Raw genomic sequence first — 20,152 nt, 5'->3', positions numbered from 1 at the left:
CTTCCTAAACCAGTTTTTACTAGGATTTAAGTAGTTTATTATTAGTTTTTTATGTTTTTGAAACGATAATGAGTATGATTGAAACAATATTGATGTTGATATAAATCATATTTGCAACATATAAAAATTAATAATATGTATACATTAAACATTGTAAACAATTATATGTATGATTGTTTCTTTCAAAATCGAGAAACAGGAAAAGATTATATAGTAAACCATCATAATAAATCAAAAATAGGCAACTTAGGGAACGGTTATTTAGAAGTTCCTGGAATGGGAGTTGTTAATTTTATTGATTTGGCAGCTACAAAAATAGCTGGATATAATTACCCTGAAGAACATTGGGGAGTTTTAATAAGAACTCACAGTGTAGAAGGGTATTATCGTTATGAAGGAGGTGGAGAATTGACTCTAGAAATAGATGAGTTCGGTGGGTATACACTTTCAACTTCAAATGGAACAATGATTATGATAAGTCTACCTGAGTTGACCATAAACTAAGATTTAAAAACTACAAATTCTATTTTACTAGAAATATTTACAGGAAACTTTGGCTCAAGAGTATGGGTACAATGCAACAGGTAATTATTATCCGTTTCAGGAAATTAAGTGCTTTTTAATTTATTAAGAACCTCTTATTTAGGTTTAAAGTATTGTATGGCTCTGGCGAAAATTTACCCATCAAGATTATAAACTAGTATCAGTTGTTAATAATTTAATTATTGGCGCCTTTAATATTTATAAATATAATTATGAAAAAAAGACTACTCTATTTTTTAGTGTTAATAATAGCTTCAATAATAACTCAAAAGGTTGCTGCTCTAACAACAGCATTTGGCAGAGTAGAGTATAAAACTTCGGTTACCGATAGAAATAATGTAAGTAAAGCCGACTTAGAAGATAAAAGTAATTATCTGTATGGTGAAGCACACCAAGCCATGTCAACTAAAGTATTTACTAACTTAAGCCTATTGGTAGCTGACCCAATTATTGGTGTGGCAAAAGATGCTACTGTATCTGCACAGCAAGTAACTTTTGACTATTATATTGAAAACTTAGGTGATGTTGACCTATCATCATTAAGTTTAAGTGATGATTTAGATGCCGTTTTTGGTACTGGAAATTATACAGTAATTAGCCAACCTAGTTTTATTGATAACCCAGGAACAATTAATTTAAATACAGATTTTAACGGAAATATAAACACGCAAATAATTACAGGCGGAAGCACTTTAGCAATTGGCCGAAGAGCCCAAATACGACTAGTTATCCAAGTAACAAATGTAACAGATCAGGGTCTTGGAATAGGTAATTACAGCAGTCAAAGTATCATTTCAGCTTCTGATACTATAATTACTGTGGATGATTTGTCTGATAACGGTACTGACCCAGATCCTAATGGAAATAGCGTTTCTAATGAGGCTGGAGAAAATGACCCAACAACTTTTACCATTGCACCACCGCCTTGTTCAGTGGCCACGCGCTTATATGTAGATAGCAATGCTAAAGGTAGCAACAACGGTACCTCTTGGGTAAATGCCTTTACCAATTTGCAAGATGCGCTAAACTGTATCGATGACGGTGAAGAAATTTGGGTTGCCTCGGGCACGTATCATCCTAACTCAGCACCCGGGACAACACTTACTAACCCTACAGAGTTTTATTTCTGGATGAATAAAAATATCAAACTCAAAGGGAGTTATAACCCAGCTACTAATACCCAGGATTTTACAAATCCATCCATACTATCAGGCGACTTAGGTACTACAAATACGGTACATGTATTAGTTACCACGAACCTTAACAATACAGCTCTTATTGAAGGTTTTACTATGACAAAAGGGGCTGCAATACATGATATAGGAAGTGTAACTATTGGAGGGCAAGTAATACATAATAATCGAGGAGGAGGAATATACAATGCTTCTTCATCTCCAATTTTTAAGAATATTACTATTAGTGAAAACAAAGCTCAATATGGTGGCGGTGGAATGTATAATGTTTCCTCTTCACCAGTTATTTTAAATTTGTTATGTACTAACAATACAGTACAAGGAAAAACCTATAGATTTAAACCTAGTGACAATGGCTACGGAGGAGGTATGTTTAATTCAGCTTCTTCACCAACTATCACAAATACTATTTTTGCTTATAATAAAGTTGTAGGAGGTTATGGTGGAACCGAACCCAGTGGTCATGGTCATGGTGGTGGTATATATAACGAAGCTAGTTCTTCGATAACTATCACCAATACAGTGTTTATATATAATAGTGCTGCTGGTGGTGTTTCTACCTGGTCTTTAGACGGAGCTGGCTATGGAGCTGGGATATTCAATGAAAGTTCTCCTGCAAGCTTAGTTAATGTTACTTTTTTTAATAACTCGGCTACAACTAACGGTGGCGGAATGCATAGTTATGCCTCTAATACATCGCTATATAATACTATTTTTTACGGAAATGGCGCCGATATATCCTCTTTAGGAGGGAGTACATTTATGGGAGCTGATAATTTTTCTGAAAATTATACTGGTACTGGCTTTACTCAACTTACAGCTAATCCTTTTATAGTTCCTACTTTGCCTAAAGGAAAAGATGGTATATGGGCTACCTCAGATGATGGTTTACGTTTGATAGCCACAAGTCCTGCTGTAGATACAGGAAATAACGCCAACCTCCCCACAGACAGTTTTGATTTAGATGGCGATGGCAACACTACCGAAAGAACCCCCTATGATGTTGCAGGAGAAGATCGTGTGCAAAACACAACAGTAAACATCGGTGCTTATGAAGGCGTAGCCAGCTGTTCATACCCAACAGCTACCACACTTTATGTCAATGCTTCGATAAGTGGTGGTACAAATGACGGTAGCTCGTGGACCAATGCTTATAATAATTTGCAAGATGCTATTTGGCAAACATATATATGTTCTAATATCACCGAAATATGGGTGGCTAAAGGGACCTATAAACCCTTAAATGAAACTACAGCTATTGAAATTCCTGAAGGCGTTAGCCTATACGGCGGTTTTGCAGGTACAGAAACTGCTCTAAATGATAGAGATTGGACAGTCAACCCAACCGTTTTAAGTGGAGATTTTAATGACAATAAGACCCCTGATGCTGGTGATAGCCATACCATAATTAGGATGACCAACAGCAACAGTACTTTAGATGGCTTTATTATAGCTTATAGCTATGCCGATGGAACAGAAAATAACCCGATAGCTATAGGACGTTCGGGAGGAGGTGTTTATAACAATGGAAACGACAATACCATTAATCACTGTATTTTTAAAAACAATATAACTCAAGGTGATGGGACGAATGGTATTGGAGGAGCTATTGTAAGTTTTAGTACGGGCACATTAACCCTTTATAATAGTGCTTTTTATAATAATGAAGCATCTGCAAACGGTGGTGCATTTTCTGTAGAAAATGGAATAACCAAACTTATCAACTGTACGGTAGCTAACAATATAGCAAACAAAGGAGGAGGTGTCCACTTTCATGGAGGGAATTTAGAAGCGATTAATACCATATTTTTTGATAATACAGGAACTAATGGTAATATCAACGATGATAATCCTAGTGGTGGAGGAATAGGAACGGTAGCTTACTGTGCTTTTTACAACAGTACCACAGGTAACAATGGCGAAATACCACCGAATATTACCGATGGCAGTAATAATATTGCTGCCACAGCAGGTAGTGGCGATGTAGGAACTGTCCCGCTTTTTACCGATGCCGCGAATAATGATTATGGCTTGCAAAACACCTCATCACTTTTAAACGAAGGAAATAACGCAGCCAATAGTGAAGCGAAAGATTTAGGAAATAAGGCTCGTATTTTAGGCACAACAATAGATATAGGTGCTTACGAGTCTGATGAGATATTGGTAGATTTTACAATATCAGGGGGGTATTGTGTAGGAAATGAGGTAATCTTTACTGATAATTCATCTTCACCTAACGGAGCCATTGTAAATTGGGAGTGGGATTTTGGAGATGGCAATACTTCAACAGAACAAAATCCTACACATATATATACTGATACAATTAATGCTGAAATAAAACTAAAAGTTATTGATATTACAGGAAAGGAAAGTACTATAACCAAAACGTTTAGTGTACAATCACCAAAAGCAAAGTTTAATGCAAACCCTAGAGTAGGACAAGCATTTCCGCATACTGTGTTTTTTACAGATCAATCTACCTTACCAGATATATGGAATTGGGATTTTGGAGATGGAGGTACTTCAACAGCACAAAACCCAATACATACATATATAGCAGCAGGAGATTATACAGTAAACCTTATGGTAAGAGATACTATGAATGGATGTACTAGTAAAGTGACAGATTTAATAAAAATAGTAATCCCAAAAGCGCAATTTAGTGTAGATGATACTTTGGGTTGTGGACCTTTTACGGTAAACTTTACAGATGAATCTACCATAGAAGGAAATGATACCATAGAAGAATGGTTATGGGATTTTGGTGATGGCAATACATCTACCGAACAAAATCCTAGCCATACCTACGAATCTGTGGGGATTTATAATGTAAGTTTAACTATAAAAACGGCTATAACAGGGTTTACAAATACCAATACGAAATCAAAATTTATACAAGTTATAGGGGCCAACCCAGATTTCTCTGCTGATGTAACCACAGGTTGTGACCCTTTAACAGTTAGGTTTTCTGATGCTACTGTTTTCTATGGACCTCCATCAGATTGGTTATGGGATTTTGGTGATGGAACTACGAGCAATTTATCAAACCCTACGCATACCTATACGGAAAATGGAGAGTTTGATGTAAGCTTAACAGTTACTGATATTGACGGATGTAGTAAAACAATTATTAAAAAAGCATATATAAACACTACAGAAACTACAGCACCTACGGTCTTAATCCAGAATATAACAGTACCGTTAGATGCTTCAGGGGTTGTAACGATAACTGCTGCTGATATAGATAATGGCTCTTATGATAATTGTGGAATAGGTTCAATAAGTCTTGATAAAACTACTTTTAATTGTTCGGATGTTGGAATTAATACGGTAACATTAAACGTAACAGATACCAGTGGAAATAGTAATACCGCCACGGCAACCGTAACTGTAGAAGACAATACGCAGCCTACAGTAATCTGTCAAGATATTACAGTTTCATTAGATGACACAGGAATTGCAACAATAACCGCTGCTGATATTGATAATGGAAGTATGGACGCTTGTGGAATTTCTTCAATGAGTTTAGATAATACTACATTTGATTGTACTGATATAGGAGTCAATACAGTAACCTTAACTGTTACTGATGTAAATGGGAATAGTGATATGTGTACTGCTACCGTAACAGTGGAAGATACCACTGTCCCTACAGTAGTTTGTCGAGATATTACAGTACCGTTAGATGCTTCAGGAAATGCAGCAATAACCGCTGCTGATATTGATAATGGAAGTATGGACGCTTGTGGAATTTCTTCAATGAGTTTAGATAAAACCACATTTGATTGTACTGATATAGGAGTAAATACAGTAACCTTAACTGTTACTGATGTAAATGGGAATAGTAATACGTGTATAGCAACCATAACAGTGGAAGATACCACTGTCCCTACAGTAGTTTGTCGAGATATTACAGTTTCATTAGATGACACAGGAATTGCAACGATTAGCACTGCTGATATTGATAATGGAAGTATAGACGCTTGTGGAATTTCTTCAATGAGTTTAGATAACACTACATTTGATTGTACTGATATAGGAGTAAATACAGTAACCTTAACTGTTACTGATGTAAATGGGAATAGTAATACGTGTATAGCAACCATAACAGTGGAAGATACCACTGTCCCTACAGTAGTTTGTCGAGATATTACAGTTTCATTAGATGACACAGGAATTGCAACGATTAGCACTGCTGATATTGATAATGGAAGTATGGATGCTTGTGGAATTTCTTCAATGAGTTTAGATAAAACCACATTTGATTGTACTGATATAGGAGTGAATACGATAACCTTAACTGTTACTGATGTAAATGGGAATAGTGATACGTGTATAGCAACCGTAACAGTGGAAGATACCACTGTCCCTACAGTAATCTGTCAAGATATTACAGTCCAGTTAGATGATTCAGGAATGATAACTATTACTGCAGATAATATAGATAAAGGGAGTACAGATGTTTGTGGAATAGCATCTATGAGTTTAGATATTACCAATTTTGATACTTCAAATGTAGGGGATAATATGGTTAACTTAACAGTGACAGATGTTAGCGGAAATACAAATACTTGTACCGCTATTGTAAGAGTAGAAGATGTAACACCTCCTATTGCAATAACAAAAGATATAGAAGTAGAATTAGATGCTCATGGAAACGCAATAATTGCTTCAGAAGATATAAATGATGGTTCGTATGATGCTTCGGGTATTGTTAGTATGAGTTTAAGTAACACAAACTTTACTTGTCCTACGTTAACTGAGCATACGGTAGTTTTAACTGTAATAGATGCTAACGGCTTATCAAGTTCAGAAGAGGCTATTGTTACATTTACTGCTACTGATTTAGACAACGATTTAATAGCTGACATCTGTGATAACGATATAGACGGAGATGGAGTGTTGAATGAAAATGACAACTGTCCAACCACCGCTAATGCTGATCAAAAAGATTTAGACGCTAATGGAATAGGAGATATTTGTGATTCAGGAGGATTAACCATACCCAAAGGTTTTTCACCTAACAGTGATGGTATAAATGATGAATTTATCATAAAAGGATTGCATAAATACGCAAGTAATAAGATAGAAGTGTATAACCGATGGGGAAATAGAGTATACCATTCTACAAACTATCAAAATAATTGGAATGGTGAAGGTGACAATCAAGATAAAAAACTCCCGGCAGGTAGCTATTTTTATGTACTAAGTATTGATGGAGATAAACGAGTACTAAAGGGGTGGGTTTATATTAATTACTAAAAAAATCAAAATGAATTTTATAAAAAGAATAAATATAGTAGTAATTATTATATTGAGTGTATCTGCCGTATATAGTCAGCAAGAGCCTTTATATTCTCAATATTATAACAATTTTAGTCTGCTAAATCCAGCTTATGTAGGTACCCATGATTTTTTTACAGTAACCACGAGTGTACGTAGTCAATGGGTTAATGAGCCGGGAAGCCCAAGAACTGGTTCATTAGCATTACATGGAGGTATTGGAAATAATTTAGGAATAGGGTTTTCAGCAGTCTTTGATAAGGTGCATGTGTTGAATGAAACCCATTTGTATGCCGATGTTTCGTATGCTATTCAGCTTTCAGATAAAACAACTTTATCTTTTGGATTAAAGGGAGGAGGAAGCTTTGTAAATGTAGATTTACAAAGTTTAGGAATAACAAATGATCCTCTTTTTAGTCAGAACATTAATAAGTTTATGTCAAACATAGGTACTGGAGTTTTTTTCTATACAGATGCGTTATACATAAGCTTATCAGCATTGAATTTATTAGGAAACGAGTATTATGACAGAGGAAATGGTATGGTAACTTCGGCAACAGATAGCATGATTTTTTATCTTTCATCAGGGTATAATTTTGTGATAAATGATAACGTAAGTTTAAAACCATTTTTTTTAACGAGATATACTAAGGGAGCTCCGTGGTCAACTGATATATCATTAGGAGTATTGTTAAATAAGCAAATTGAATTTGGGTTCTCTCATCGTTTGAATGACGCTGTAGCAGGATTATTTCAAATACGAGTAAAAGATAACATTCGACTAGGATATAGTTATGAAAGTTATTTATCAAATGTGAGCCCATATAATAGTGGTTCACATGAAATTAGTATAGCATTTGATTTAGGAAAAACAGAAATAAAAAGAAACAAAAGAAAGCCTCCTTTTTATTGGGATGGAAAGTAAGAAATAGAACTGAATTGGGGAGCAGCTCTATCTAGGGGATGAAAGGAGAGAGAGGAAGTGTTTTTAAGAGGTTTCTTAGGGAAAATGATTTTTCTGGAGAAGAAGCTATAAAGAAAAGCAATGTATTATCTGGAGGAGAGAAAGTACGTTGTATGTTATCTTGTATGATGATGACTAGGACTAACATTTTAATGTTAGATGAGCCAACTAACCACTTAGACTTAGCATCTATTCAAGCTCTGAACAATTCTTTAATTAATTTTAAAGGAACTGTGTTATTTACTCCGCATGACCACGAGTTTGCACAAACAGTAGCGAATAGAGTGATAGAAATAACACCTAAAGGTATTATTGATAAATATGCTACTTTTGATGAGTATTTAGAAGACCCTAAAGTAAAAGAATTAAGAGAAAAAATGTACTCTTAAGCTATATTTTATAATTACTTAAAAAATAAAAACAGCCGCAATATTAATTGCGGCTGTTTTATTAGGCCACATTTCTATAATATAATTCATCCATAATATCTTTTGATCCCTTGCCACAAAAAAGTAAATTCTTTTCTTTTTTTAAAGAAAACTGATACGCCTCGACTATTGAGTTAACCCCAAGAGTATCAATATTGGTAATGTTACCTATGTCAACAACAATGTTTTTATATTTCTTGATAAAAGAATAAATCATTATTTCAAAAAGCTTCACATTAGCTACGGTTAAATCACCTGATATTTTTAAATAGTTATCAGAACTTTTAATTTTGAACTCCATAATACATCGTTTTAAATTTATACACTAAAATTATGAGGTATTTTGAAGAAAAACAAGGCTATTTCGTTAGCATTCAGGTTTCTATCGTTGGATGGTTAATGTAGATGGATGAATAAATAGCTGAGTGAATAGGTTGAATTATTCTTTATTACTTTCAATAATTTCAAAAAAGCTAAAAACATTACCTCCATAGCGTTTTTCGTAGCTATAAAAAGGGTGCTGAGATAAATCTGTGTGTTTAGAATGCTCAATTATTAAAAGACCGTCTTCATTTAATAAATTACGATTAAAAATTATATCGGCTATTTTTAAAAACTGACTTTCCTCAAAGTCATAAGGAGGATCAGCAAAAATAACATCCGTTTTAAGAGGTGTTTTTTCTAAAAACTTATATACATCACTCTTGTAACTATTAATAGGCATGCCTAAATCTTTTGCTGTTTGATTAATGAATTTTATACACGCATAATGAGCATCAACCGCATAAATAGCTTCAGTACCTCGAGAGGCAAATTCATAGCTTATATTTCCTGTTCCAGCAAATAAATCCAATACCGAAATATTTTCAAAGTAATAGAAGTTATTTAAAATATTAAATAAAGACTCTTTTGCCATATCGGTTGTTGGTCGTACAGGCAGGTTTTTAGGAGCTGTAATTCTTTTACTTTTATATGTTCCAGAAATAATTCGCATTAGGCTATAAGTATAAAATTAGAATGATTCGAAAAATCTTCACTGCCTGCAAAAAAACTATTTACAGGGTTCATAAAGTGAATATTTCGAATGTAGGTGTAAGTAATAGAGTATATATCTGACTCTTTTTCAATATCACCGATAAAAGTCAATTGGAAAGAGTTTGGATCCATTTGTAGCTGTTCAGCGGTGAAAAGAATATAATAGATAAAATCTTCTTTTGTATTGTAAGAAAATGAGTTGTAAAACAATAATTTACCTTCTTTGCAAACGACAATATCTAAATGAGAAGAAGAAACATGCACAAAAAATTGTTCTTCAGAATCGTTTTCAGAATAAGTAAGTAGCTTATCAATTAAAACTGTTGAATGATGTTTGTATTCAAATTCCCCAAAATTTTGAAAAAGATAGTTGTTAATGTTTACATAAGGTATGTAAACTGTATTAGCAGCTATTATAGTATGTAAATCGTAAGTAATAAAATCTGTTTTTAGTGTTTTTACATCGTATTTTAAATAAGGAACTAGATTGTTTCTATCAAAAAGTTTGTTAGGAACTAATGTAGCTAAATTGTTTTGGTGAATGGCAAAAACAGCTGTAAAGTCTTGTTGTAAGTCTTTGTCAGTATCAAAAATATACATGATTTTATCTAGTAACAGTTCTGGGGAAGCGATAGAACTAGTAAAGGTATATTCAGTAAAAAGAAGAGTTTCTTTTGTATCTGAGTTAGAGATACAAAAAGAAAATCCATCCAAACTAAATTGGATGGATAGACTTTTATGCTGCGCAAAAGCGCTATTTTTTTTACTCTTTTTTTGCAATTGCTTCACCTTTATCGTAATAAGGAGGCCAGTTACCACCTACAGTTACTTCAGTTAAAGACCCAACAGAAACAAATTCACCTTTAATTTGATCTGTTTCAATAGCTTCTAATTCTTGTTTTATTAAAGATGGGTTCATTCCTTTTAAGATAGGTTTCTTAGAAACTTTAGCTTCAAAAACAGGAACTTCTAAACCAGCAACTTTTTCAACTCTACCTGTAGCTAATTCAAATTGCTCTTCTGTACCCGGTACAGCAAACATAGTAGCATACTCTTTACCTTCAAAATATTTTGATACAGGCTCATATCCTACAGTATCAACAACTTTAACAGAGATGTCTTTAGTAATACCACCACCTAATTCAACCGTTTTTTCAACGTTTTTAGTTTCAGTAATAGCTAATTGACCATTTTTAATAAAGGTAAGTAACGTATCTTTATTGTTGGTATATGTTCCGTAAACTTCTTTATATTTTACTTCAGCGTCTCGAATCAACTTTAAATTCTTAATAACTTTAGCATAACGTACTCTCTTGTCTTTGTTAAAATTGATAGGCTCCATAACACCATTATAAATTTTATATACTAAAAAGACAGTTGCTCCTAATAGTAAAATAGAGACTAACCATCTCATTTTTAGAGGAACAAACTTAACAACAAGTAATGCTAAAAGAACTGCAACTACAACAGCTGCTAAAATCATTAATAATAAACTCATTTTTTTAATTTTTAATGTATGATATTCGCAAATCTACAATTTTTTTTCAATGATGAAAATAATTATTTATAAATAGACTTATCTTTGAATATTATTTGAAATATGATACAAACTGCTTCGAAATTTTATAAAGAAATACTACAAAAGTTCCCATATACTCCTACAGAAAAACAAAATGAGTTATTAGATGTCTTAACAGACTTCATTTTTTCAGATGACAATCGTGCTTTATTTTTATTAAAAGGATATGCAGGAACAGGAAAAACAACTATAATAAGTACTGTTGTACATAATTTATGGAAGATAGGTCAAAAAGCAGTTTTATTAGCACCTACAGGGCGTGCAGCTAAGGTAATTTCAGGATATTCTAACCGACAGGCATTTACAATTCATAAAAAAATATACTTTCCAAAAAAACAAAGTAGTGGTGCTGTAAACTTTGTAATGCAACCGAATAAGCACACCGATACACTTTTTATAGTAGATGAAGCTTCTATGATTTCTGATGAAAAGCAGAACGCTAAACTATTTGAAAATGGTTCTTTATTGGATGATTTAATCTCGTATGTATACTCAGGAAAAAATTGTAAAATTATTTTTATAGGGGATACTGCACAGTTACCACCCGTAAAATTAACTATGAGTCCAGCTTTAGAAGCTGACAAACTTTCGTTTGAATTTAATAAAGAAGTTACCGAAATTGAGTTAGACGAAGTGGTTCGACAAGAAGAAGGCTCAGGTATTTTGGCGAATGCAACCGATTTACGCTTATTAATTCAGAACGATTCAACACATTTTCAGTTTGATGTAAATTATCCTGATATTATTAGATTACAGGACGGATATGATATACAAGATGCTATAACAATGGCTTATGATGGAGATATAGGCGTGGAAGATACTGCTATTATTGTACGTTCAAATAAGAGAGCTAATCAGTACAACCAACAGATAAGAACTAAAATTCGCGGACAAGAAAACGAGATTTCTACAGGAGATTACGTGATGGTGGTGAAAAATAACTACTATTGGTTAAAAGATTCTTCGTCTGCTGGTTTTATTGCTAATGGTGATATTTGTGAAGTAATGCGTATCAATTCAATTAAAGAATTATACGGATTTAAGTTTGCCGAAGTAGAAGTTCGTATGATTGATTATCCTGATATGAAACCTTTTGAAACCGTTTTACTCCTAGATACTCTTAGTAGTGAAAGCCCGTCATTAACATACGAAGAATCAAACCGTTTGTATGAAGCTGTAAAGGAGGATTTTGCCCATGAAAAATCAAAGTATAAGCAATTTATGGGAGTGAAGAAAAATAAGTATTTCAACGCACTTCAGGTAAAGTTTTCATATGCTATGACTTGTCATAAGTCACAAGGGGGGCAATGGAAAACAGTGTTTATAGAGCAACCATACTTACCAGATGGAGCTTCGGTTGAATATTTACGTTGGTTGTATACGGCTGTTACGCGTGCACAAGAAAAATTGTATTTGATAGGTTTTAAAGACGAGTATTTTTTAGATTAAGGAAGTATCCATTTTCTTTTTAGTTAAATAGACTTTACCAATGAATATGTTAGCATTTTGTTAATGTACTTCATACTTTAGTTAAAAAAGTTACATTTGTGTAGTATTCAAACTATTAAAAATGCACAAAAAAGTACTTTTATTACTGTCTTTTTTATTGATTTCACTAACAATAAATGCACAAAAACCACAAAAACTTACTTCAAACCAGATTTACGAGAAAGTTCAAAAACTAAACTTTCTGGGTTCTGCACTATACATTGCAGCACATCCAGATGATGAAAATACTCGTTTGATTGCTTATTTATCTAATCATGAAAAGGCAAGGACAGGATATTTGTCATTAACACGTGGAGATGGAGGGCAAAATTTAATAGGTCCTGAAATGCGAGAACTATTAGGAGTTATTCGTACGCAAGAATTATTAGCAGCAAGAGGAGTAGATGGAGGAGAACAACGCTTTTCTAGAGCAAATGATTTTGGTTACTCAAAGCACCCTGATGAAACGTTGAAAATTTGGGATAAGGATAAAGTACTTGCCGATGTAGTTTGGGCAATTCGTACTTTCAAACCCGATGTAATCATTAATCGATTTAATCACAGAACTCCAGGAACTACGCATGGGCATCATACTTCATCAGCCATGCTAAGTGTTGAGGCCTTTGATTTGGTTAATGATAAAACGAAATATCCAGAACAATTACAATACACCGATACTTGGAAGCCAAATAGGTTGTTTTTTAATACTTCTTGGTGGTTTTATGGAAGTGAAGAAAAATTTGCCAAAGCTGATAAAAGTAAAATGCTAAGCTTTGATATAGGAACGTACTATCCTTTAAAAGGATTGTCTAATAATGAATTGGCGGCAATTGCAAGCAGTCAGCACTTATGCCAAGGTTTTGGTCGATTAACTACTAGAGGAACACAAACAGAATATGTAGAGTTTTTAAAAGGAGATTTTCCTAAAGATAAAAAAGATATTTTTTCAGGAATCAACACTACTTGGAATAGAGTAGAAGGTGGAGGAGAAATAGGAGATATTTTATACGATGTTGAACAAAATTTCGATTTTCTAAATCCGTCAAAACATCTTCCAGCATTAGTAGAGGCTTATCAAAAGCTTGAAAAATTAAAAGACAAACATTGGAAAAAGATAAAAACCAAAGAGTTAAAAGATATTATTGAAGCCTGTGCAGGTTTGTATTTAGAAGCTTCTGCAAAAAGTTCTAGTACAACACCCAACAGTACGGTAGAGGTAGATTTTGAAGTGTTGAACAGAAGTGGAATTTCGATCGAGTTATCTTCTTTAAAAATACTTCCAGAAAGTAAAAAAATAGTTAAAAATTTAGACCTAGCGAACAATGAGAAAAAAACATTTACAGAAACTATTTCTGTGCCTCAAATTTCTTATTCATCACCGTATTGGTTGCAAAAACCTTGGAGTTTAGGAATGTATACCGTAGAAAACCAGCTATTGATAGGGAAGCCAGAAACTCCGAGACCCGTTCAAGTACAATTTGATATAATGATTGAAAATCAATTAATTTCTTTCGTTAAACCAGTAGTATATCGTTATTCAAAAAGAGATAAAGGAGAGGTTTATGAGCCTTTTGAGGTGTTGCCTAAAGTAACGACCAAACTACTGAACAAAGTACTAGTTTTTTCTTCAAATAACTCTCAAAAAGTAACTGTTGAAGTCCGTTCAGGAATGAAAAACACAAATGGAACAGTTACTTTAAAAGCGCCAAAAGGGTGGACTGTTACCCCAAACGAAGCGAAATTCTCCATAGCTCAAAAAGGAGATATTCAATTGATTGATTTTATGGTTACTCCAACACAAAAAGAAGTAGAAGGAGTATTGAAGGCTATAGCAACAGTTAAAGGAAAAAATTATGATAAAGAATTGATAGAAATCAATTATAGTCACATTCCAAAGCAATCCGTATTATTACCATCACAGGCAAAGGTTGTACGTATGGATATTCAAAAGAATGGTACTAAAATTGGATATATACAAGGCTCTGGAGATGCAATTCCTGAAAGTTTACAGCAAATAGGTTATGAGGTAGTAGAATTGAATGTAAACGAAATTAATGGTAATTTAGAGCAGTTTGATGCAGTAGTTGTTGGTATTAGAGCCTATAATACAATAAAAGAGTTGCAGTTTAAACAAAAGTATTTGTTAGACTATGTAAAAAACGGAGGAAATGTAATTGTACAATACAATACCAATAGAGGGGTAAATGTGCAAGCGCCATACAATTTACAGTTATCTCGTGATAGAGTTACCGATGAAAATGCAACTGTAACATTCTTAGCTAAAGAACATTCGGTTTTGAACTACCCCAACAAAATTACAGAAGCTGATTTTAAAGGATGGGTACAAGAACGCGGATTGTATTTTCCTAACGAGTGGAGTTCAGAATATACCCCAATTTTATCAATGAACGACAAAGGAGAGTCTGCTAAAAAAGGAAGTTTGTTAGTGGCTAAATACGGAAAAGGAAATTACATTTATACAGGGTTAAGTTTCTTTAGAGAGCTGCCTGCAGGTGTTTCTGGAGCTTATAAGCTTTTTGCTAATTTATTGTCAGTTAAAGAAAACACTACAGATGAGAATTAAAGTTTTATCAAATACATAAAATAAAATAAGCAAGGTTTTAAACCTTGCTTATTTTATTTAAAAAGATTAATAGAAACCGTTGCCAATTCCGAGTTTGGAAATTTTCTAAACGTATTTTTATCGTAAGTCAACCCAATAGCTTCCATAGCATTCATGTATTCATCCAGCTCAATAATGTATTGATCAGAATAACCATGCGTAGCATCATAGGCGGTAGCCGCTGTTTTTCCTAAGTTTTTAGCAACCGACTCTGGTTTTGAGGTATGTAATTCAATAAGTAACAAACCAAACTTACTGATATACGGTTTCCACTTGGTAAAATGTTGTTTTAAAGACTCGACTACTAGGTTATTGTTTAAGCGTTTTCCTCTATATGCATAAGCTCCTGTTGAGCTTGTAATGGTCAAATTATTAACAGGAAGAGGCTCTTGCCAAATTCTGTTGTGATCTAAAAAGGTACGAACATTCAATAAGTCAGAAAGATTGATTCCGTACTTATCTTGTAAATCTTCTGATAATGCTTTAGGGTTTCCAATATCTCCCCAAATTACTTTCGCCCAGATATCTGCTTGTACTAAGTTTTTACGAGTAATTTTTAAGGCTGCTTCGTTATAATCAACCCCAATTAGTAAAAGTGGATACTCTTCCAAAATTGCGCCTCTTTTGGTTTGATTTTCGATTACATTAAATAAATGTTTTAGAAAAGCACCATTGCCACAACCAACATCTAAAATGCCTTTGGGCTGCTCGTTGATAGGTTTGTTAAATAAGTTGATGATGATTTCATCAATAACCTTAAAATAGGTTGAGTGTGCACCACCACTTCCCCAAACATTCATCTCTCTATCTACATGGATTTCGTCATTTCCAATTTCGGAAGTTCTAAAAATATCAGGATTTCCGAAAATAAGTTTATCAAGTTTTCTAAGCGTAGGGATGTAAGATACAGTGACTCCATAAGCACTTGCTCTTCGAGCAAAGAATAAGCCTTCATCGGTAAACTCATATGAGTCTTTAGTCTTGGAAAACCAACCTAAACTAGTTAATAGATTGAGTAGTCGACTAAAATTATCAGCATCTTTATGAAATTCATCGGCGCTAAATTTTGTTTGCATAAAGTACTTATGAAACATACCACTCATTCCTAACAATACTGTTGTTGGTCCTACAATAATTCCTTCAATGTGAGTAAGAATTTGTGTTAGAATTTCTCTTTCTTCGGAGGTTATAGGCAGTTCAATTCCGAAGTTATTTGTAAAGTTTTTATAGAGCTTTTCAAGCTTTTCAAAAGGTTCAATTTCAAACTTTCTAGCACTGTAGTTCTCCGAGAACTTCAATAAAGAATAAGCATCTTCATAGAGATGAAAATATGAAAAAGCAATTGTTGAAGCTTTATTGGTTTCAAATTGTACGGTGTTTTGTGTGTTGTTAACATTTTGAACCAGCCAACCTTGAGAACAGAGTGTTCTTAAAGCAACGTTTAAATATCCATCATTCACTTTAAAACGATTGGTGATTTCAGATAAACTGACAGACTTGTGATCTAACAAATATTTTGTAATTCCTTTTTCGTGTAAGGTATAGGCTGCGGGGCAAGTTACAATTCCATCTAAATGCCGAAACAACCTACTTCTTAATGCAGATTTTTCTTGTTTTGTTAACATACAGGGAGATTATTTGTCTTAAATATAGTTATTTAAGTTCATAAGAAGTCTATTTCGTTTTAAGTTTTTGAGAGTTATTGGTAAGTAAACATGAAAGAAGTAACCTGAATAGAGTTGGAGTTAGCAGACTCTTTTTTTTGTTCAAGGCAATTTCCTTTGTAGTCTTTAGAGAGACATTCAAACTTGATTGTATTTACGAGATTGTTGTCTTTATCAGTAACCAAAATTTTGTTAAGTTTACTGTTAGCATATTGATATTGTTGCGTGTAAAACGTTGAAAAATTATCTACTATTTTATCAATCAATCCGTTTTTGGTGTAATGCACAATAACTTCATTTTGTTTGTACTGCTTTTGAGTATAACAACTAATACGTTCTCGTTGATTGGGTTTCCAGCGTGTTTTACAATAATAAGGAAGTTTGTTAGGATATGAGCGTTTTTCAAACCAAAGGCGTTTTTCAGTTTGTTCAATAATATTGCCTAGGTTATCAGTGGTTTTTGATGTTTTTACACGTCCGTTTTTAGTAAAGTTTAAGGTTTTAGTGTTAAGTAGTTTTTTTTGATTGTTTTCGATTACGTATGTTTGTTCGATAATCTTCTTAATTTCACCAGAGAAACCATGCTTTTTTAAATATTGTTTAGAAGCACAAGACTGAAGTATACCAATAAGTAAACAGAATAGTAACTTTTTCATTTTTAATGAAATTAGGTACTATAATATACTAAGTTTTTTTAGAATTTGGCTATGTACAAACGAATAATAATCTTGATATTGAGGAAGTAATAAGTTTTCGTAGTTTTTGGTATGCAGTATTGTTTCTAAGCTAAATAGCTTTAAGTCTGCTACTTCCTCTTCTTGAAGTTTTAATTCTTGGACAGGAACTGTTAATTCGGAAATAAAGACATGATGAAATTCATTATCGATAATTCCATTCGGGTGAGTTACCATGTGCTTTCGAGTGCCTATTTTATGCAAGTTTTCAGGAAGAATATCAAAACCTATTTCCTCTTTAATTTCTCTGATAGCAGCAATTTTAATGTCTTCACCAGCGGCTATATGACCGGCTACAGAAATATCCCATAAACCGGGAAATACCTTTTTGGTAAGTGCTCTTTTTTGAAGTAGTATTTGTTGATTGGTAGTATATAGCCAAACATGAATAGTAGGATGGAAGTAGCCTTTTTTGTGAGCCACAGATTTTAAACAGGTTTTTCCTGTATAGTTTCCGTTTTCATCAACAATGTCTATCAGTTCATCCATGTTTGTTTTTTGTGTCAGTTCGAGTAGTTTTTCTTTTATTTACAAAGAAAAACTGTATCGAGAATTGATGGTTAAGACATCTCGATACATTTTCTTTCAGAAAATCACTCGATGTGACTGTTTGTTATTTAAAATAAGAGAAATCTTCTCCGTTTTCAATTTTTAATAAACTTTCGTAAATCATTTTAATTACGTTTTCAACATCTTCACGGTGTACCATTTCAACCGTAGTGTGCATATAACGTAAAGGCAATGAAATTAAGGCAGAAGCAACACCACCATTGCTATATGCAAATGCATCGGTATCGGTTCCTGTAGCTCTTGATAGGGCAGAGCGTTGGAAAGGAATTTTGTTGGTTTCGGCAGTTTCAATAATTAAATCTCGTAATTTTTGTTGTACCGCAGGAGCATACGCTACTACAGGACCTTTACCTAATTCTAAAAGACCTTCTTTTTTCTTATCAATCATAGGTGTGGTAGTGTCATGTGTTACATCGGTAACAATTGCCACGTTAGGTTTAATGGTTTGGGTAATCATTTCTGCACCACGCAAACCAATTTCTTCTTGGACTGAATTGGTAATGTACAATCCAAAGGGTAATTTTTTCTTGTTTTCGTGTAGTAAACGGGCTACTTCAGCAATCATAAATCCTCCCATTCGGTTGTCTAATGCACGACAAACAAATTTATTTCCATTCAAAATATGAAACTCATCTGGATAGGTAATAACGCAACCAACATGAACTCCCAGACCTTCAACTTCTTCTTTGGTACTGCAACCACAATCGATAAAAATATTATCTGGTTTTGGAGCTTCTTCTTTGGCTTTACTACGTGTGTGAATTGCGGGCCATCCAAAAACACCTTTTACAATTCCATTTTTAGTATGAATGTTTACAATTTTACTAGGAGCAATTTGATGATCACTTCCTCCGTTACGGATTACATAAATTAAACCATCGTCAGAAATATAGTTTACATACCAAGAAATCTCATCAGCATGTCCTTCAATAACTACTTTGTATTTAGCATCAGGGTTTATAACCCCTACAGCAGAACCATAAGTATCGGTAATGAACTCATCAACATAAGGTGTTAAATAGTCCATCCATATTTTTTGCCCTTCCCATTCATATCCAGTAGGAGCAGCATTATTCAAGTATTTTTCTAAAAAGTCGATAGACTTTTTATTTAAAATAGATTTATCAGCCATAACTTAAACGTTAATTTTAATGTTATTAATCTTTCTTTTCTTTTTCTTTAGGTTTATCAGCGCCCCAAAAACGTCTCTTTTCAATAAACTCTTCTTGTTCCTGAAGTTGTTTTGGTGTTAACACCTTTAAAAAAGAGGGGTGTTGCTCTATTGCATACTCAATTTTTTCAACAATACTAGCTACGTCTTCATTTTCGTAATCTATTTCTAAAGGTTCTTTGATAACCATAGATTGTAGCACGTTACGTTTTTTTATCATCAATCCTTTTTTATCAAAAGAACGTCTAAATCCGTCAATTACTATAGGAACTACAATAGGTTTATAGGTTTTAATAATATGAGCGGTACCACGACGAATAGGTTTAAAAGGGGTAGTTGTACCTTGTGGGAAGGTAATTACCCAACCATCATCTAAAGCTTTTCCTATGTTAGAAATATCAGACATTTTTACTTGTCTGTTTACATTTTTACCAGCGCTTCTCCAAGTTCTTTCAACAGAAACAGAACCTACATAAGCAAAGATTTTAGGAAGTAATCCAGAACGCATGGTTTCACCTGCTGCAACATAATAAATATTCAATTTAGGTTTCCATAAATACCCCACGTTTCTAATATTGTCATCTCTACCTTTTAAAGCAGCGTTAAATACGTGAAACATAGCAGCTACATCAGCAAAATACGTTTGGTGATTGGAAATAAATAGTACTTTTTGGTCGGGGAGATTTCTTAAAACATCCATTCCCTCTATTTGTAGGTCATTAAACTTACGGTAACGTCCGTGAGAAATAACTCCGAGAACTTGTATTAAAAATCTTTTAATGAACAATATATGTCCAAAAGGATTCCTTTTAAATAAAGGCATTTTTATAATCAGGTTTTATTAGTGTAAATGCTAAATTACAAAAGAAAAGCATAA

14 protein-coding genes and 1 pseudogene are annotated in these 20,152 nt (G+C 33.5%); 6 read left to right on the top strand and 9 right to left on the bottom strand.

What is annotated here, in order from left to right; all coding sequences use genetic code 11:
• The first annotated feature begins 135 nt into the window (after positions 1-135).
• The 4 genes and pseudogenes from ACN0WY_RS05795 to ACN0WY_RS05780 all read left to right on the top strand — a co-directional run.
• Positions 136-504 (top strand): hypothetical protein, encoded by a 369-nt coding sequence (locus ACN0WY_RS05795; protein WP_330486908.1) that lies wholly within the window; start codon positions 136-138, stop codon positions 502-504.
• Between the two features lie 251 nt (positions 505-755).
• Positions 756-6,998, top strand: a complete 6,243-nt coding sequence (locus ACN0WY_RS05790; RefSeq protein ID WP_417799794.1) for a PKD domain-containing protein — start codon at positions 756-758, stop codon at positions 6,996-6,998.
• A 10-nt stretch (positions 6,999-7,008) separates the two neighbouring features.
• A complete protein-coding gene (locus ACN0WY_RS05785; RefSeq protein WP_417799793.1) occupies positions 7,009-7,944 on the top strand; it encodes a type IX secretion system membrane protein PorP/SprF in 936 nt (311 codons plus the stop codon).
• Positions 7,945-7,986: 42 nt separating this feature from the next.
• A pseudogene (locus ACN0WY_RS05780) lies at positions 7,987-8,372 on the top strand (ATP-binding cassette domain-containing protein); the annotation flags it as partial.
• Between the two features lie 61 nt (positions 8,373-8,433).
• On the opposite strand, the gene ACN0WY_RS05775 reads toward ACN0WY_RS05780, so the two are convergent.
• The 4 genes from ACN0WY_RS05775 to ACN0WY_RS05760 all read right to left on the bottom strand — a co-directional run bounded on the left by ACN0WY_RS05775 (position 8,434) and on the right by ACN0WY_RS05760 (position 10,944).
• Complete coding sequence (locus tag ACN0WY_RS05775) at positions 8,434-8,712, bottom strand: STAS domain-containing protein (RefSeq protein WP_330486906.1); 279 nt, start codon at positions 8,710-8,712, stop codon at positions 8,434-8,436.
• A 138-nt stretch (positions 8,713-8,850) separates the two neighbouring features.
• A complete protein-coding gene (locus tag ACN0WY_RS05770) occupies positions 8,851-9,405 on the bottom strand; it encodes an RsmD family RNA methyltransferase (RefSeq protein ID WP_417799792.1) in 555 nt (184 codons plus the stop codon).
• A complete protein-coding gene (locus tag ACN0WY_RS05765; protein WP_330486904.1) occupies positions 9,405-10,235 on the bottom strand; it encodes a DUF3822 family protein in 831 nt (276 codons plus the stop codon). The genes ACN0WY_RS05770 and ACN0WY_RS05765 overlap by 1 nt, the downstream gene beginning before the upstream one ends.
• Complete coding sequence (locus tag ACN0WY_RS05760; RefSeq protein ID WP_330486903.1) at positions 10,210-10,944, bottom strand: hypothetical protein; 735 nt, start codon at positions 10,942-10,944, stop codon at positions 10,210-10,212. The genes ACN0WY_RS05765 and ACN0WY_RS05760 overlap by 26 nt, the downstream gene beginning before the upstream one ends.
• Positions 10,945-11,046: 102 nt before the next feature.
• Between ACN0WY_RS05760 and ACN0WY_RS05755 the strand changes: the two genes are divergently transcribed.
• Both ACN0WY_RS05755 and ACN0WY_RS05750 read left to right on the top strand, forming a co-directional pair.
• The gene (locus ACN0WY_RS05755; RefSeq protein WP_330486902.1) at positions 11,047-12,474 is read left to right on the top strand and encodes an ATP-dependent DNA helicase; all 1,428 of its coding nucleotides are present in this window, start codon (positions 11,047-11,049) and stop codon (positions 12,472-12,474) included.
• 121 nt (positions 12,475-12,595) lie between these two features.
• Complete coding sequence (locus ACN0WY_RS05750) at positions 12,596-15,097, top strand: PIG-L family deacetylase (RefSeq protein ID WP_330486901.1); 2,502 nt, start codon at positions 12,596-12,598, stop codon at positions 15,095-15,097.
• A 53-nt stretch (positions 15,098-15,150) separates the two neighbouring features.
• Here ACN0WY_RS05750 and ACN0WY_RS05745 read toward each other — a convergent pair whose 3' ends face one another.
• From ACN0WY_RS05745 to ACN0WY_RS05725, 5 genes are all read right to left on the bottom strand, one after another.
• Positions 15,151-16,761 (bottom strand): class I SAM-dependent methyltransferase, encoded by a 1,611-nt coding sequence (locus tag ACN0WY_RS05745; protein WP_417799791.1) that lies wholly within the window; start codon positions 16,759-16,761, stop codon positions 15,151-15,153.
• Positions 16,762-16,835: 74 nt separating this feature from the next.
• A complete protein-coding gene (locus ACN0WY_RS05740) occupies positions 16,836-17,456 on the bottom strand; it encodes a hypothetical protein (protein WP_417799790.1) in 621 nt (206 codons plus the stop codon).
• A gap of 18 nt (positions 17,457-17,474) precedes the next feature.
• Positions 17,475-18,023 carry an NUDIX hydrolase gene (locus ACN0WY_RS05735; RefSeq protein WP_417799789.1) on the bottom strand — a complete coding sequence of 183 codons (549 nt, stop codon included), beginning with the start codon at positions 18,021-18,023 and terminating at the stop codon, positions 17,475-17,477.
• Between the two features lie 124 nt (positions 18,024-18,147).
• Positions 18,148-19,236 carry a M42 family metallopeptidase gene (locus ACN0WY_RS05730; RefSeq protein ID WP_417799788.1) on the bottom strand — a complete coding sequence of 363 codons (1,089 nt, stop codon included), beginning with the start codon at positions 19,234-19,236 and terminating at the stop codon, positions 18,148-18,150.
• 25 nt (positions 19,237-19,261) lie between these two features.
• Positions 19,262-20,098, bottom strand: a complete 837-nt coding sequence (locus ACN0WY_RS05725; protein WP_330486896.1) for a lysophospholipid acyltransferase family protein — start codon at positions 20,096-20,098, stop codon at positions 19,262-19,264.
• Positions 20,099-20,152 lie beyond the last annotated feature (54 nt).

Origin of the sequence: Tenacibaculum sp. (genome assembly GCF_048269885.1) — a bacterium.
Taxonomy (GTDB): domain Bacteria; phylum Bacteroidota; class Bacteroidia; order Flavobacteriales; family Flavobacteriaceae; genus Polaribacter.
The sequence above is the reverse complement of the archived record's forward strand: the minus strand, read 5'-3'. Positions and strand labels throughout refer to the sequence as shown.